15 protein-coding genes and 1 pseudogene are annotated in these 14861 nt (G+C 38.0%); 7 read left to right on the top strand and 9 right to left on the bottom strand.

The features are described 5' to 3' along the window. The first annotated feature begins 28 nt into the window (after positions 1 to 28). The 3 genes from EGI26_RS20490 to EGI26_RS20480 all read left to right on the top strand — a co-directional run bounded on the left by EGI26_RS20490 (position 29) and on the right by EGI26_RS20480 (position 2595). Positions 29 to 1570, top strand: coding sequence for an acyl-CoA carboxylase subunit beta (locus EGI26_RS20490; RefSeq protein ID WP_255080943.1), 1542 nt, complete (start codon positions 29 to 31; stop codon positions 1568 to 1570). A gap of 267 nt (positions 1571 to 1837) precedes the next feature. Further along, complete coding sequence (locus tag EGI26_RS20485; RefSeq protein ID WP_255080942.1) at positions 1838 to 2116, top strand: hypothetical protein; 279 nt, start codon at positions 1838 to 1840, stop codon at positions 2114 to 2116. A 14-nt stretch (positions 2117 to 2130) separates the two neighbouring features. After that, positions 2131 to 2595, top strand: a complete 465-nt coding sequence (locus EGI26_RS20480) for a hypothetical protein (protein ID WP_255080941.1) — start codon at positions 2131 to 2133, stop codon at positions 2593 to 2595. Between the two features lie 5 nt (positions 2596 to 2600). Here EGI26_RS20480 and EGI26_RS20475 read toward each other — a convergent pair whose 3' ends face one another. The 6 genes and pseudogenes from EGI26_RS20475 to EGI26_RS20455 form a co-directional block, all read right to left on the bottom strand. Then, positions 2601 to 3842: an MFS transporter gene (locus tag EGI26_RS20475; RefSeq protein WP_255080940.1), complete on the bottom strand. Its 1242-nt coding sequence runs from the start codon at positions 3840 to 3842 to the stop codon at positions 2601 to 2603. Between the two features lie 76 nt (positions 3843 to 3918). Beyond that, positions 3919 to 4998 carry an SO2930 family diheme c-type cytochrome gene (locus EGI26_RS20470; RefSeq protein ID WP_255080939.1) on the bottom strand — a complete coding sequence of 360 codons (1080 nt, stop codon included), beginning with the start codon at positions 4996 to 4998 and terminating at the stop codon, positions 3919 to 3921. 5 nt (positions 4999 to 5003) lie between these two features. Next, positions 5004 to 6275 (bottom strand): parallel beta-helix domain-containing protein, encoded by a 1272-nt coding sequence (locus EGI26_RS20465; protein ID WP_255080938.1) that lies wholly within the window; start codon positions 6273 to 6275, stop codon positions 5004 to 5006. Positions 6276 to 6350: 75 nt separating this feature from the next. Beyond that, the gene (locus EGI26_RS20460) at positions 6351 to 6554 is read right to left on the bottom strand and encodes a hypothetical protein (RefSeq protein WP_255080937.1); all 204 of its coding nucleotides are present in this window, start codon (positions 6552 to 6554) and stop codon (positions 6351 to 6353) included. A 30-nt stretch (positions 6555 to 6584) separates the two neighbouring features. Next, positions 6585 to 6845, bottom strand: a pseudogene (locus EGI26_RS21330) (Crp/Fnr family transcriptional regulator); the annotation flags it as partial. Between the two features lie 146 nt (positions 6846 to 6991). After that, on the bottom strand, positions 6992 to 7927 hold the full coding sequence (locus EGI26_RS20455) for a patatin-like phospholipase family protein (protein WP_409035397.1): 936 nt from the start codon (positions 7925 to 7927) through the stop codon (positions 6992 to 6994). A 123-nt stretch (positions 7928 to 8050) separates the two neighbouring features. Here EGI26_RS20455 and EGI26_RS20450 point away from each other — a divergent pair, with 123 nt between their 5' ends. The 3 genes from EGI26_RS20450 to EGI26_RS20440 all read left to right on the top strand — a co-directional run bounded on the left by EGI26_RS20450 (position 8051) and on the right by EGI26_RS20440 (position 10596). Continuing rightward, a complete protein-coding gene (locus EGI26_RS20450; RefSeq protein WP_255080935.1) occupies positions 8051 to 8884 on the top strand; it encodes a glycosyltransferase family 2 protein in 834 nt (277 codons plus the stop codon). A gap of 27 nt (positions 8885 to 8911) precedes the next feature. Next, complete coding sequence (locus tag EGI26_RS20445; protein WP_255080934.1) at positions 8912 to 9676, top strand: methionyl-tRNA formyltransferase; 765 nt, start codon at positions 8912 to 8914, stop codon at positions 9674 to 9676. Positions 9677 to 9753: 77 nt separating this feature from the next. Next, entirely contained in the window at positions 9754 to 10596 is an 843-nt protein-coding gene (locus tag EGI26_RS20440) for a polysaccharide deacetylase family protein (RefSeq protein ID WP_255080933.1), read from the top strand. Between the two features lie 61 nt (positions 10597 to 10657). On the opposite strand, the gene pruA is transcribed toward EGI26_RS20440, so the two are convergent. The 3 genes from pruA to EGI26_RS20425 all read right to left on the bottom strand — a co-directional run bounded on the left by pruA (position 10658) and on the right by EGI26_RS20425 (position 13211). After that, complete coding sequence (pruA, locus tag EGI26_RS20435; protein WP_255080932.1) at positions 10658 to 12283, bottom strand: L-glutamate gamma-semialdehyde dehydrogenase; 1626 nt, start codon at positions 12281 to 12283, stop codon at positions 10658 to 10660. A gap of 72 nt (positions 12284 to 12355) precedes the next feature. Next, positions 12356 to 12748 carry a thiol-disulfide oxidoreductase DCC family protein gene (locus EGI26_RS20430; RefSeq protein WP_255080931.1) on the bottom strand — a complete coding sequence of 131 codons (393 nt, stop codon included), beginning with the start codon at positions 12746 to 12748 and terminating at the stop codon, positions 12356 to 12358. Between the two features lie 28 nt (positions 12749 to 12776). Further along, on the bottom strand, positions 12777 to 13211 hold the full coding sequence (locus tag EGI26_RS20425) for a hypothetical protein (RefSeq protein ID WP_255080930.1): 435 nt from the start codon (positions 13209 to 13211) through the stop codon (positions 12777 to 12779). 138 nt (positions 13212 to 13349) lie between these two features. Between EGI26_RS20425 and EGI26_RS20420 the strand changes: the two genes are divergently transcribed. Continuing rightward, entirely contained in the window at positions 13350 to 14738 is a 1389-nt protein-coding gene (locus EGI26_RS20420; RefSeq protein ID WP_255080929.1) for a YfcC family protein, read from the top strand. Positions 14739 to 14861 lie beyond the last annotated feature (123 nt).

Raw genomic sequence — 14861 nt, 5'->3', positions numbered from 1 at the left:
GCGTCCTAGCGGTGAAAAAATATAGACAATGACGAATAAAGTAGAAACATTACAGAAAAAATTGGCCGAAGCCGCACTGGGCGGTGGCCAAAATAGGATAGATGCTCAGCACAAGAAAGGCAAACTTTCGGCTAGAGAAAGAGTAGAATTGCTGCTGGACGAAGGCTCTTTCGAAGAAATTGGAGCTTTGGTCACTCACCGAACCAAAGATTTCGACATGGAAAATCAGATTCTCCTGGGCGATGGAGTGGTTACAGGCTACGGAACAGTAAAAGGTAGATTGATCTATGTTTTTTCACAAGACTTTACGGTTTTTGGTGGCTCGCTTTCTGAAACACATGCTGAGAAAATCTGTAAAATCATGGATATGGCCATGAAAACGGGTGCTCCAGTTATCGGTTTGAACGATTCGGGTGGGGCTCGTATTCAGGAAGGTGTACGTTCTTTGGGTGGTTATGCCGATATTTTTTATAGAAATGTGCGTGCTTCTGGTGCTATTCCACAGATATCCGCCATTATGGGTCCATGTGCGGGTGGAGCGGTTTATTCACCTGCAATTACAGATTTTGTGATGATGGTTGAAAATACCAGTTATATGTTTGTTACAGGGCCAAACGTAGTAAAAACTGTTACGAATGAGGAAGTTAGCTCCGAAGAATTGGGCGGAGCCATGACCCATGCTACAAAGTCTGGAGTTACCCATTTAACTTCATCTAACGATTTCGAATGCATTCAGCAAATCAAAGCTTTATTGAGTTATATACCGCAAAACTGTGAGGAAACACCTGCCAAATTACCTTATGAATTGGGTGACGAAATCAGAGAAGTTTTAGAAAGCATTGTCCCAGAAAATGCCAATCAACCTTACGACATGCGAGAGGTAATTTCTGGTATTTGCGATGTAGATTCCTTCATGGAAATTCATAAAGATTATGCTGAGAATATTGTTGTAGGATTTGCAAGATTGGCAGGAAGAAGTGTTGGTATTGTAGCCAATCAACCTATTTGTCTTGCAGGAGTTTTGGATATCGAGAGTTCTAAAAAAGCCGCACGATTCACCCGTTTCTGCGATTGTTTCAATATTCCCCTTATGGTTTTAGTAGATGTACCGGGCTTTTTGCCAGGGACAGATCAGGAGTGGAAAGGAATCATCACGAATGGAGCCAAACTGCTTTACGCACTCAGCGAAGCCACAGTGCCAAGAGTAACCGTAATCACTAGAAAAGCCTACGGCGGTGCATACGATGTAATGAACTCTAAGCACATCGGAGCAGACATGAATTTTGCATGGCCAGGGGCTGAGATAGCCGTGATGGGAGCCAAAGGAGCTTCTGAAATCATATTTAAAAAAGAAATTTCTGAGGCAGCTGACCCAGCTGCGAAACTAATAGAGAAGGAAGCAGAATACGCCAAACTCTTCGCAAATCCTTATACTGCTGCCGAAAGAGGATTTGTCGACGAAGTGATAGAGCCACGTTTCACTCGAAGAAAACTCATTAAAGCCTTCGCCATGCTCGAAAACAAAGTAGATCATTTGCCCAAGAAAAAGCACGGGAATATTCCGTTGTGAGGAGGATTTAGTTTGTATTTTGTCTGAAATTGTTAGACAATGCTTTATAAAAGCAATGACTCAATTTGAAAATTGCATTCCGACCACGAAGTGGTCAAATATGAATAGCCCCGAATGAAATTCGGGGCTATTCGTAAATATGGAGTTTCGAGACCCTGAAAGGGTCTAGTTTTTGGTTACTTTTATAATGATTGGATATGTTTTAGAATTCATTTCGTTTAAATATTCAAATATTCATTAACTTTATTTCAAAATAATAATCGAATTATGAATTTTAAAGAATTGTATGCCACATCCAAAGAGAGTGTAGAGAGTGTTCTTACAAGTGAACCACTGGACTTTAGATTAGAGCAAGCGACAAAGAGTAAAGATGATGAAACTTGGGAGGTTGTTGTTTCATATTTGGTCAACAATTTGAATAAACCAGCAGCTTCACCTCTCACGGCGGCCTTTGGTACAACTAATCTTCCATATGAGCGAGTTTTTAAATTGATTAAAATTAGGAATAAAGACGTTTCTGAGTTTTTAATCTATGAAAAAGTTTGAAGCTAAAATAATCAATGATAATTCTGGATACCAACAGTTTACTCGTTTTGACATTGGGTTTGGTTAATCCAAATATTGTAAATTCTCATGAAAGAACTTCTATTTATTCAAAGGAAGATTTCGATTTTCTATTGGAACAAATCAAGGACTTTAAAAGGCTTGTTATATTTCCAAACGTATGGACTGAATTGGACAACTTAATGAAGAAATATCCATTGATTTCCCGAAATAAATATGTGGAGACTTTGAAAGTTTTAACCAAGGAAACCACAGAAGAGTTTGTTCGGTCAGTAGAAGGTCTTGAAATGTATTCTTTTTATAAATTAGGGTTAACAGACTCAATTATACTTTATTATTCTACCAATTTTAAATGCGATTGCGTAATTACTTCTGATAGCAATCTTTCAGACCATTTAATTGCACACGGAGTAAATGTTATTGATTTGGTTAAGATTAAAAACTCAAAATATTCATATTAAACCGCTCACCCCTCTACAATCTCCTTAGTAGGGTCAATAAAAAACCACAGAGCGGAGGCTACAATCAAGCAGCCCGCTATCAGAAAAAGTGGATAATTGAAATTACCAGTTTGCTGAACAATTGTACCGAAAATAATTGTGATGAAAAATCCTCCCATTTGTCCTGAGAAATTCATGGCCCCAGTTACTGTTCCAGCGTTTCGTTTGCCGATATCCACACACACAGCAAAAGCAACTGGGAGTGTGAGATCCTTTAAAAAAACGCAAAGTGCGAGTACATATCCTGCTATTTGATTGTCAGTTGTCATTCCAGCCCAAAGAAAACAGACGCTGGAAAGTCCTAATCCTGTGACGCCAACAATTCTTCTGCCTAGTTTTAAACCAAATTTTTTGCTCAAAAAATCACTCGCAAATCCGCCAACAATACAGCCAATGGCACCTAGAAAATAGGAGAGCGAAATGAAGTTTTTGGTTTGATCTTCGGTCATCATTCGGCCTTCCTGAAAATAAGTAGACGACCAGTTGGTAAAGAAATAGGAAGCGTAAAAAAACAAATGACACATAATCATCAGAAGCCAGATGTTTGGATTTTTGATGATGGTTTTCCAATGTATTTTGTGAGAAATCGGGGCGTTTTTTCTGGCACTTTCTATTTCATCTATCTCTTTTTGCGTAGTGCCCTTATGCTCAGATGGATTATCTCTAAACCAATAATACCACACCGCGGCCCAAATACTTCCTACAATTCCTAGTATAAAAAAAGCCATTCTCCAACCCACCAAATGAACCAATGGAATAACCAAAAGCGGGGTCAAGGCTCCACCGATACGTCCTGCAGCCCAAATAACAGACTGTGCTCTGCCAACCTCTACAGCCGGAAACCATCGAGCGATTGCAATTGAAGCGTTCGGATAAGCACCAGCTTCGCCCATTCCAAATAAAAACCTGACAATGAGTAAGTAAACAAAGCCAAAGGCTGTACCGGTTAAGGCTGTAAATCCCGACCACCAAAGCACTACTCTGGTGAGGACTTTTCTTGGGCCGATTCTATCGCCAAGAATACCTGTTGGGAGTTCAAACAATGCATAAGCCAACGAAAATGCCCCAAGAATATATCCAAAAGATTGATTGTCAAGGTCAAGGTCTTCTTTTACATACTTGCTCACTACGTTCATGCAAACTCTATCCAAAAACGTAATGATGGATAATAGGAACAAGAAAAAGAGAACTTTGTGGCGTATTTTCATAGTTTTGGGTAAGGGTTATTCAAAAATAAGGAAGATGTTCTATTTATCCTATTTCCGTTTCCCAAACCTGAAAATTCTATTCTTTTAGACCATCAATCCAGTCTGAAATGAGTTTTACTCCTTCCTTGTGAACACTCACACGACCTATCTCAGGCATCATAATGCCCGGATGCGTGCTGTTCATGCGGTAAGTAAGGATGGATTCAATCCCCTTACCTGGATTGATATCGTATTTAAAAGTTCCGGCTCCGATTCCTGCCGCCACCGGTGATTTTTTTACTCCCCAGTGATAAGGATCAGTTTCTTCGAAATTTAATCTAAGTCCTGAACTTGCAGCTGGGCCATAAGTGCTGTGGCAATGGCCGCAATTTACATCTAGATACGACCTTGCTTTGGAATCCAGACTAGCCGTGGCATCGTTGATGGATTTTAGCCCATTTATTTTACTTTTATCAGGCAAACTGCTCAAATAGCCTACTTCTACCCATTTATCCAGCTGATTTTTCTTTTCAGTGCCATAGCTTATTTCGTGGTTTAGTTGTTTGGTTTTTGGTCCAATCGGGCTAAATGTACCGTTTCGGTTGTGGCAGCTTTTGCACTGATTTTTGTTGGGCATGGCATACTTTATGTTGTGCATTTCTCCTTTTTCGTCTTTCCACGAAACTGGAATAACTCCACCAATTGATTTGTAATCAGCATCTTGTTGGTCGTTAGTCCATTTGTAAGGAAATGCCTCCCACTTGTTGTTCTTTTTTACCAAAAGTCTGGTTTCTAAGATTCTTTTATCTCCTTTTGGCTTAGAAAAGTCCGCGGGATAATAAAAGTTTTTGACAATAATGGTCTGTTCAGGGAAATCAAACGGTTTGTCTTGGTCATTGATATCAAAATTAGCTTTTGATCCCTTAGGTATCCAAACAAAGCGGCTCTTGTGGGCATAGTCGGTGAATAAGGATGCTGCTGGTTCATACAAAAGTACCCCTTCGTTAGCTTCCAAATTGGCTAAATCACCTTTGAAAAAGCCGTATTCAGAGAGTTTTTTGTAGGGCAGCTTTTCAAAGTCTATTTCCGAAGGAATTCTGCTTTGTTTCATCTTAAAACAGGAAACACCAATCCAGATGAACAAAGCAAAAAGGGTAAGTTTTTTTACAGAATTCATAAATTTCAGATACCTTTTACATCCGTTTTTACTTCAACTTTGCATTTGTTGAAATTCTCCAAATCGCTCACCACCGCTATATCCATGATTCCTCCATGGTCTGGAATGACAAAACGTGTGAAACGAAAATCAGTAGATTTTTCGTTTATACAGATATTCATTGGATTTTTAGTTGGGTCTTTGCCGATTTTTTCGTCTATAATTCCGTCATATATTACATCTTGTGGTTTACGACACTTGGCCGTTATGAGTTTTCCAAAATCTTTGGACATATCAGGAATAGCCATTTTTCTTTCAAAAACATTGTCATGAAAATATATATCGCTAGAGTAAGGAGACCAGCCCGGATGATTAGGTACTTTCAATTCCGTAATTTGATAATCCAGAATAGCCACACCGGTGGTTTTGTGGTTAATAATTTGATTTTCATATACTTCCACGTTTTTTCCAGCCATTATTATCACTCCGCTTCCTGGTGGAATCATCGTAATAGGGTTACCATTTTCAGAAGCTACCCCTTGGGCGAAATTGTCGTGATTATTGTCTTTAATGAGGTTTTTATACACTTTGGTATTTACTCCAAAAGCCTTTGGCAATCCAGGAAGATTAAACACTAAAATCCCAGAAGTATTGTTGATAGCTCTGTTCTTATATACTTCTGCATTGTCAGAGTTTTCGATTTCTATTCCTGCCACATTCTCAAAAACATAGTTATTTCTCACCACAATATTTTCAGATTGCCCCACATAAATTCCAGCATCTCTTGAGTGTGAAACCTCACATTCTTCTATTAAGACATTTTTACATTGAACCGGATAAATGCCGTAAGTGCCGCTTTTAGCCAAGTCAGAATGCGTCCAAGTTGTATTTACTCGTCTGAATGTCAGGCCTGTACACTTTTGGGTTTTTATGTCGTCGCCAGGAGCATCCATTACCGTAAAGTCTTCTAGGGTTATGTTGTTCCCTGCTATTTTCATACCTTCGCCACCTGTGCTGAGGGTTTTAAAAGAAATTACACTTTTGTACATTCCGGCACCTTTTACAGTGATGTCGTTCAAACTGTCTAAAATCAGCTGAGTGCCAATTTCATAAAAACCTTCAGGAATTTCTATGACATCACCATCTTTTGCATCAATAAATTTGGTCACCAAGGCTTCAATGTCTTCTTCTGAAGCTTTTTTTAGATTTGTAATATCGAGTTTAGAAGTAGTTTTTTCGCCTGAATTACAAGCGATTAACATTGAAATGCTAAGCAATGCAAGTAGAAGATTTCTCATTTTATTGATGGGTTAAATAGAACTCTTGCAAAGCTATTTGAAATTTCACGAAATTTATATTGATAAAAGTCAAAATCAAGACTTCTTAGCCCTTATGCGGCTCAATGTTTCATTCGAAACACCCAAATAGCTGGCAATATAGTGGAGTGGAACACGGTTGAATATCCACATTTTTTCTTGCTGGAGTTTATCAAAACGCTCGACGGCAGTCAAATAATGAAAATCATAATGATAGGTTTCGGTGCTAAGCAAATAACTTTCGGCTACGAGTCTACCCATTCTTTCAAGTTTATGAAACTTACTGTAGAGCTCTTCGAGTTTTTGTTTTTCCAAATAAAATCCCTTCGAATCTTCTAAAGCTTGAAGGCCAGTATTGCTTCCTTTAGAATGTATCAGGCTAGAGAGCGAAACAACAATATCACCTTCAAAACCAAACCAAACGGTAACTTCCTTTTGGTCTTTGTCGAGTATAAATTCACGAATGGCTCCATTCGTTAGAAAATAAATTTTGTCGCATATTTGACCTTTTTTAAGCAGAAAATCTCGCTTTTTAAAACTGAAAGGGTGCAGATTCTCAGAAATAGCTTCCTCTTCTGCTTTTCCAAATAAAGCAATTTTCTTTAAATTTTCAATTAAGGCATGTTTTATAGTTTCCAGATTCCAAGGGTTTTAAATTGCTTACAAGTTAGAAACAATTTTTCAGATAAAAACCAATTTTACCTGCCAAAAAACTCAATTACGGCTTGTTGACCGGCAGTCATCATCATTTGTTTTTCTTGGTCGGGCACTTTTCTAACTCGGGCACTTAATCCGTTGTCGTTGATGAAGATGGTTCGCTCCAAATCTCTTTTATTGGGAGCATTGACATTTCTCATCATTAGTCCACCCAAGGCATCCATGTAGGAGCTTATATCGTTGATATTTTTTATGGCCAAACCTTCTTTTTTAGCCAATTGATGGTCTATTTGAGTGCATTTTTCAAGTCTCAAACCTATCGTTTGTTCGTTAAAAATTTCTTTATCACCTTCGTGGCTTATATATTTTACTTTATCAAAAATATCAATTGGATAGTTGAGCATAAGTCCACCATCGACAAATAGACTACACTTTTTGTTGGCTGTAGGCTCCTCATACACAGTGCCTTCCTGGTCTATCCATATACTTTTATAGTAGAGAGGAATGGACATCGAAATCCTTACCGCATCTGCAATTCGCATCTTTGGGTAGGTTTCGTATGAAAAAACTACCAGTGATTGCTCCGTAAGATTGGTGCCTGTTACGTACAAATCTCTGAAAGGTGTTGCCTCTGCCAGTCTATGCAATTCTTCAAATGTTAAATTTGCATTTCCCGTTCTTTGATAGATAACATTTTCCATGGTTTTTAGGAAGTTTTCTCCTTTAAACCAACCGTATTCTTTGAAAAGTCTTTTTGTGCCTTTGGCCACAAAACCGTCGTCGTTGAATGTCTCTATGGGTGTTTCATTTACTATTCCGATAATCTCTTTCGGTGTGTATCCTACTGATAATAAGCAGGCTTGTATGGCTCCGGCTGAAGTGCCGGCCACTCTGGTGATGTTTTGCAAAATGCCTTTTTTTTCTAGTTCAAGTAAAGCCCCACCGTAGGCAATACCTTTTATCCCGCCGCCTTCCATTACCAGATTGCGATAATTGTTTTTTTGAGAGAAAGCAGTTGACGAAATTAATAATGCAAAAAGAAATGTGATTTTTATTCTCATTATAACAAATACTGATGATAAAAAACAACTTCGAGAATCGTGAAATATTGTTTAAATGCCATGGATAAATACCGAAAAGACCAAATTAGTGGTATTTTTGCAGCGGCAAATAAACCGCCAGAGATGAAATTCAGTATTATCACAGTTTGCTACAACAGCATTAGTACCATAGAGCATACCATTCAGAGTGTTTTAAATCAAGCATTTACGGATTTTGAATATATTGTGGTTGATGGTGGTTCGAAAGACGGCACTGTGGAGGTTTTGGAGAAATATAAAGATAGAATTAGATACATTTCTGAGAAAGACAAGGGGATTTATGATGCCATGAATAAAGGCCTCAAAATGGCCGAAGGGGAGATCATAGGTATGATTGGTTCGGATGACTTTTACCCTTCAAATGATGTTTTGGAAGTGGTTTCGGCGGGTTTTGATACCTATAAAGCAGATGCCATTTACGGTGATAAGCAGTTTGTAAATCCTGATAATATTGACAAAATAGTTCGCTACTGGACTGTTGGCGAGTACAAAAAAGAATATTGGCTCAAAGGCTTTATGCCACCACATCTTTCATTTTATGTAAAAAGAGCCTGTTACGAAAAGTTTGGCAATTATCGCACAGACTTTACCTGTTCGGCAGATTATGAGTTGATGTTGAGGATGTTGTATAAAAACGATGTTTCGGCCCATTACATTCCCAAAGTATTGATGACGATGAGAAACGGAGGGACCAGTACGGCCTCATGGAAACACAGATGGGTGGCCAATCAAGAAGATAGAAAAGCATGGAAGGTGAACGGATTGAGACCAAAATGGTACACACTTTGGTGGAAACCGCTTTCGAAGATTGTGCAGTTATTTAAGAAAAAATGATTTTGTTTAAAATTTGATTTTTTAAAAATGAGAATAATAATTCTTACACAAGACGACCCATTTTATTTGGGAAAAAACATTGATTTTTTGGTAAAAAATATGCCAAAAGATGCTGAAATAGTTGGAACAGTGCTGTTCGAGGTTTCGCCCTTTGGTAAAAGAGAGACTTTTTTTCAGAAAATGAAAAAGACTTTTGATGTTTTCGGACTAAGTTTTTTTCTGTATTACAGCTTCAAATTTTTAAAGTCGAAATTGAGTGCTGAAAATTCGGTTGCAAAGGTTTTGGGAAAGCATGGAATTCCACTAATTCATATTGATAGAGGGATAAATGCAAAAGAAAATCGAGAAATTCTTAAAACTTACAAACCAGATTTATTGGTATCAATCGGTGGAAACCAGATTTTTAAAAGACCTTTGTTGGACTTGGCCACTTATGGATGTGTAAATCTCCATACCGCACTTTTGCCAAAATATAGAGGTTTGATGCCCTCTTTTTGGGTGTTGAAAAACAACGAAAAATATACGGGTGTATCTGTTTTCTTTGTAGACGAAGGGATAGATTCGGGTCCAATACTGGTGCAGAAAAAAGTAGAAATTGGCGATAGAAGTCAAGAAGAATTGATATATCATACCAAGCAAATTGGTATGGAATGTATTATAGAAAGTGTAGAATTGATTCAAAAAGGTGGATACGATTTGATTCCAAATCCAGCGGAAGACATGACCTACTTTACTTTCCCGACTAGAAAGGATGTGGACGAGTTTTACAAAGCTGGAAAGCGTTTTTTTTAATCTGATTCAATTAGTTATTCTTTACAAAATTACAAATTGCTGATCCTTAGTGGCATAGCGTCTTTGCGGTAAAACAAATGAAAATACTCACTTTCGACATAGAAGAATGGTTTCATATTCTGGACAACGACGCTACCAAAACAGAGGCCGAGTGGGAGGGATTTGAGTCGAGAATCCATGGAAATATGGACAAAATTCATGGAATGTTGGGTGATCAAAAAGCCACCTTCTTTTGTTTGGGTTGGGTAGCTCGAAAATTCCCGGAAGTTTTAAAAGAAATTGATCGAAAAGGGCATGAAATAGCTACGCATTCTGACTTACACCAATTGGCTTATGAGCAAAATCGCCAGACTTTTGAGCAAGATTTGGAACGCTCAATCAAATCCATTGAAGATGTTGTAGGTAAGAAAGTGAGAGCCTATAGAGCTCCAGGTTTTTCTTTGATGGAGCAAAATAAATGGGTTTTTGAGGTTTTGATGAAAAATGGAATTGAGATTGATGCCTCCATTTTTCCAGCTGAGCGTTCACATGGTGGATTTGCACACTTTGGTCATGCCGAGCCTTGCTGGATCGACATTGACGGTATGCGAATGAAGGAGTTTCCGATTAATCTTTCTTCTTTCGCAGGTAAAAACCTCATTTTTTCTGGGGGTGGATATTTCAGACTTTTTCCGTATCCATTGTTGGATATAATGACCAAAAACTCAGATTATGTGATGACTTATTTTCATCCCAGAGATTTTGATGCAGAACAACCGATGGTGCCAGGTTTGAATTTCATCAGAAAATTCAAATCGTATTATGGACTAAAAGGCTGCCTGCCAAAACTCGATAAACTTATCAAAAAACACGAATTTGTAGATATTCATACTGCCGAAGCGTCTATTGATTGGGAAAAGGCAAAAGTGGTAAAGTTGTAATAAAAAAAAGACACGAATAGAAGCCTATCCGTGTCCAATCTATTAAATCAGTGTTCCAAAATTATCCCAAAAACGGATATTTATAATCAGTGGGCGAAACAAAAGTTTCTTTAATTGTCCTAGCATTTACCCAACGCAAAAGATTAAGTTTTGAACCTGCCTTATCGTTAGTTCCTGAGGCTCTGGCTCCACCAAATGGCTGTTGACCCACTACTGCTCCAGTTGGTTTGTCATTGATATAAAAATTACCCGCAGCGTTTTCTAAAGCCTTTGTCGCTTGGTCAATAGCATACCTATCTTGAGAGAAAACTGCACCTGTGAGTGCATAAGGAGAAGTGGTGTTTACTAATTCCAAAGTCTCTTCCCAAGCGTTTTCCTCATATACAAAAATACTTAGAACTGGGCCAAAAATCTCCTCACACATGGTTTTGTATTTTGGATCTTTGGTCAAAATCACAGTAGGTTCTATGAAATAACCCACGGATTTATCAAAACCACCGCCAGCTATAATTTCTGCATTCTGAGCATTTTTAGCTGCTGATATATATCCCGATATTTTATCAAAAGCTTTTTCATCGATAACTGCATTTACAAAATTGGAGAAATCTTCTGTCGGTCCCATTTTTATATCAGCCAAATCTGCCAACATGTGTCTTTTTACATCTTCCCAAATATTAGAAGGAATATAGGCTCTCGATGCCGCCGAGCATTTTTGTCCTTGGTATTCGAATGCACCACGAACTAAGCCAACTGCAACGGCCTTGGCATCAGCAGATTTATGAGCAATCACAAAGTCTTTACCACCTGTTTCACCCACAATTCTTGGGTAAGATTTATACTTATGGATATTATCTCCAATCGTTTTCCAGATATTTTGAAAAACGCCAGTGCTACCCGTAAAGTGAATTCCAGCAAAATCAGCATGATTAAAAACTATATCGCCCGTAACCGGTCCATCAACATAAACCATGTTAATTACACCATCTGGTAAGCCTGCCAATTTGAAAACTTCCATGATGACATTGGCTGAATATATTTGCGTATAGGCTGGTTTCCAAACTATTACATTGCCCATCATGGCCGCACTTGCAGGGAGATTTCCTGCGATGGCTGTGAAATTGAAAGGCGTAAGTGCAAAAACAAATCCTTCCAATGGTCTATATTCCAATTTATTCCAAACGCCTTTCGACGATTGTGGCTGTTCTGCCATTATTTCTTGATAAAAAGCTACATTGAATCTCAAAAAATCTATCAGTTCACAAGCGGCGTCTATTTCTGCCTGATACGCATTTTTTGATTGCCCCAACATCGTGGCAGCGTTTATTTTTGCTCTAAAAGGACCTGCCAACAAATCTGCTGCTTTTAAGAAAACTGCGGCTCTTTCATTCCAAGGAAGATTTGCCCAATTATTTCTGGCTTCTAAGGCTGCATCTATGGCTGCTTTTACATGCGAAGCATCACCTTCAGAGGCAAAACCCAACACATGTTTGTGGTCATGAGGGGGCGAGAGTTTTATTTTTTTATCTGTAAAAACTTCATTCTTGCCAATATACATCGGCACTTCTAGGGTTTTTGAACGAAGTTCTGATATTGCTTTTTTAACGTTTATGGTTTCCACACTTCCAGGAGCGTAGTTAAGTACTGGCTCGTTCTGAGGAAGCGGAACTTGGTATATGGCATTATGCATTTTCTGAGGTTTTATTGATGAGTATAAATCTGCCTGCAATTTCCGTAAAAATCTATTAAAAGAAAATCGTAGCTACAAAAATCTTTCCTTCAACTCTTTAGTGGGTATCCAACAACTCTCCCTTTGGCCAAACCATTTCAAACGGTTTTTGGAAACAATATCATAGAAAAAGTCAGAAATAAGAACTGGTAAGAAGTTGAAAATACGCAGCCAAGCGTATTTGGGTAGATATTTAGCTATTTTAAAAACTGCTTTTGATTTTACAAAAATTTGGTCATTTTCTATTAAAATTAGTGTCCCGAAGTTTTCAGTTGGCAGTTGTTGTGTTTTTAAGAAATCTTGGGCGAAATTAGACTGTAAAGACGCAAATTTAAAGATGTTTCGGCTGTCATTTTTCAAAACAAACTGCACTGCCCCGTTGCACAGGTTACAAACGCCATCGAATAAAATGATAGGTGAGTGCATAAAAAAAGCCCCTTTCGGGGCAATATTTTTAGAATAATCTTTCGAAAGGAAGTCTACTCAAAATAAGTATAAGAGCCAAGCCAAAGTAAATCATCGATACTTTAAATTTACGTCCATTTCCTACTGCTTTTTTAGATTTGGCATTTCCAATAGTAGCAAAAACAGCGGCAAGAATGTTCACAAAAGGATGCTCGACAACAGCTTTTCTTACAGCCCCGTCTTTCATAGCAGCTCCCATATCAGCAAATGCGTTTTGTGCAATAGGCGAAATAATCAAAAGAATTATTCCCAAAAGCAACATGGTATGTGTAGAAATCAAAGCGAATAAGTTGATTTTTCTGTTCGAATCATCAAATGCTTTTTCTGAATTTGAGCCAACCGCTCCGTTTATAGTAGCATAAGCCAACAACACCAAAGCGATGAATGCAATCCAATGGTGAGCTTGTAAAATGATAGAATACATAATTTTTGGTTTAAATGTTTGTCAAAAATAATTGAATATTTCAATATAAACACCCAAAAACCGCATTTTGGTTTAGCGTCGTTTTTTTATTATTTATTTTCGGACTAAATTACCGTTCAATAAACCTGATAAACCTGAATGAAAAAATGGTATGAGTATATTCCACATCCTGTAATTATTCTTTTTGGAATGATAGTTTTGGCATGGCTTTTTACTTATCTCTTACCTGCTGGGGAGTTTGATAGAGTGGAGATTGATGGTAAAATGAAAGTAGTTGCTGGTTCATTTCATTATGTGGAGTCTACCAAACTGAGTCCATCAGTTGTTTTTCAATCTATGCCCAAAGGTTACAAAGCGGCCATTGAAGTCATATTTATCATCGTTGCCAGTGGAATAATGTTCGGAGTTTTGAATGCTACTGGAGCTGTTGAAAACGTGGTAGGGTCATTTGTAAAAACGCTCGGGAAAAACAATCAAAACGTGCTTATCGTAGGTATGACCTTTGTTTATGGGGTTCTGGGCATGTTTATAGGTTATGAAAACAACATAGCGATGATCCCAATTGCAGCGGTTTTGAGTTTGGCCATCGGTGGAGATTTAGTATTGGCCACGGGCATTGCGGTTGGTGGCGTAACTGTCGGTTTCGGCCTTTCTCCATTTAATCCTTATACGGTCGGTACGGCTCAACGAATTGCTGACCTGCCACTTTTTTCTGGAGCTTTATTAAGAATTGTTTTGTGCGTTCTTGGACTTGCTACCATGGCTTGGTACAATATTTCTTATTTCAAAAAAATACAAGCCAACCCTGAAAAAGGGCTTGGGTCCGGACTAGATTCTTCTGGTTTTTCTCTTTCAAAACCCATAGAATCTTTTAAAATGCATTGGAAGGATTGGTTGATTTTGGGAGCTTTTGTTATAATGTTGACTATCATGATTTACGGCGTTTTTGAATACAAATGGTATCTCAACGACATATCTGCATTGTTCCTAATTTTAGCTTTCTTTCTTGTCTTTTTCTTGAAAAAAAGTAGTATTGAAGTCGGAGAATTGGTACTTGATTCTGTAGCAAAAGTAGCTCCAGGGGCTTTTATGGTAGGCTTTGCAGCAACGATTAGAATTGTGATGGAAGAAGGCAAAGTGAGCGATTCTATTACCTATTATTTGGCAAATTCATTGGAAGGTTTGCCCAATTATCTTTCAGCTATAGGAATGGTGATTACACAAAGTTTGATGAATTTCATGATTCCAAGCGGTAGTGGACAGGCATTGGCCACCATGCCGATTCTGATTCCTTTGGGTGAAATGTTGCACTTGACCAAACAAACTGTGGTATTGGCTTTTCAAGTGGGGGATGGTGTAAGCAATTTGGTGAATCCAACTTTCGGAGGACTCATTGCCATGATTGCTATTTGCAGAGTACCGTTTGAGCGTTGGCTCAGATTTATTGCTCCAGTTGTAGCAATTTTGGTTGTATTGACCATTATTTTTGTGGTCATTTCGGTATTGATTAATTATGGACCAGCGTGATTTTATCAAAACATAGTCATTATTATAGTGGAGAAAAACCAGTGCTTATTTCTTAGAATATTAAAAAATAGCAATTTCAAGTCTTTATAAAGCAGATTAGATAAATCTTCGCGTCATTCTGTC

It is taken from the genome of Lacihabitans sp. CCS-44 (assembly GCF_024343735.1).
Lineage (GTDB): Bacteria > Bacteroidota > Bacteroidia > Cytophagales > Spirosomataceae > Leadbetterella.
The sequence above is the reverse complement of the archived record's forward strand: the minus strand, read 5'-3'. Positions and strand labels throughout refer to the sequence as shown.

Coding starts and splice junctions, on each gene's coding strand:
- EGI26_RS20490 (WP_255080943.1), top strand. CDS start 29: ATGACGAATAAAGTAGAAACATTACAGAAAAAATTGGCCGAAGCCGCA.
- EGI26_RS20485 (WP_255080942.1), top strand. CDS start 1,838: ATGAATTTTAAAGAATTGTATGCCACATCCAAAGAGAGTGTAGAGAGT.
- EGI26_RS20480 (WP_255080941.1), top strand. CDS start 2,131: ATGATAATTCTGGATACCAACAGTTTACTCGTTTTGACATTGGGTTTG.
- EGI26_RS20475 (WP_255080940.1), bottom strand. CDS start 3,842: ATGAAAATACGCCACAAAGTTCTCTTTTTCTTGTTCCTATTATCCATC.
- EGI26_RS20470 (WP_255080939.1), bottom strand. CDS start 4,998: ATGAATTCTGTAAAAAAACTTACCCTTTTTGCTTTGTTCATCTGGATT.
- EGI26_RS20465 (WP_255080938.1), bottom strand. CDS start 6,275: ATGAGAAATCTTCTACTTGCATTGCTTAGCATTTCAATGTTAATCGCT.
- EGI26_RS20460 (WP_255080937.1), bottom strand. CDS start 6,554: ATGGGTAGACTCGTAGCCGAAAGTTATTTGCTTAGCACCGAAACCTAT.
- EGI26_RS20455 (WP_409035397.1), bottom strand. CDS start 7,927: ATGGAAGGCGGCGGGATAAAAGGTATTGCCTACGGTGGGGCTTTACTT.
- EGI26_RS20445 (WP_255080934.1), top strand. CDS start 8,912: ATGAGAATAATAATTCTTACACAAGACGACCCATTTTATTTGGGAAAA.
- EGI26_RS20440 (WP_255080933.1), top strand. CDS start 9,754: ATGAAAATACTCACTTTCGACATAGAAGAATGGTTTCATATTCTGGAC.
- pruA (WP_255080932.1), bottom strand. CDS start 12,283: ATGCATAATGCCATATACCAAGTTCCGCTTCCTCAGAACGAGCCAGTA.
- EGI26_RS20430 (WP_255080931.1), bottom strand. CDS start 12,748: ATGCACTCACCTATCATTTTATTCGATGGCGTTTGTAACCTGTGCAAC.
- EGI26_RS20425 (WP_255080930.1), bottom strand. CDS start 13,211: ATGTATTCTATCATTTTACAAGCTCACCATTGGATTGCATTCATCGCT.
- EGI26_RS20420 (WP_255080929.1), top strand. CDS start 13,350: ATGAAAAAATGGTATGAGTATATTCCACATCCTGTAATTATTCTTTTT.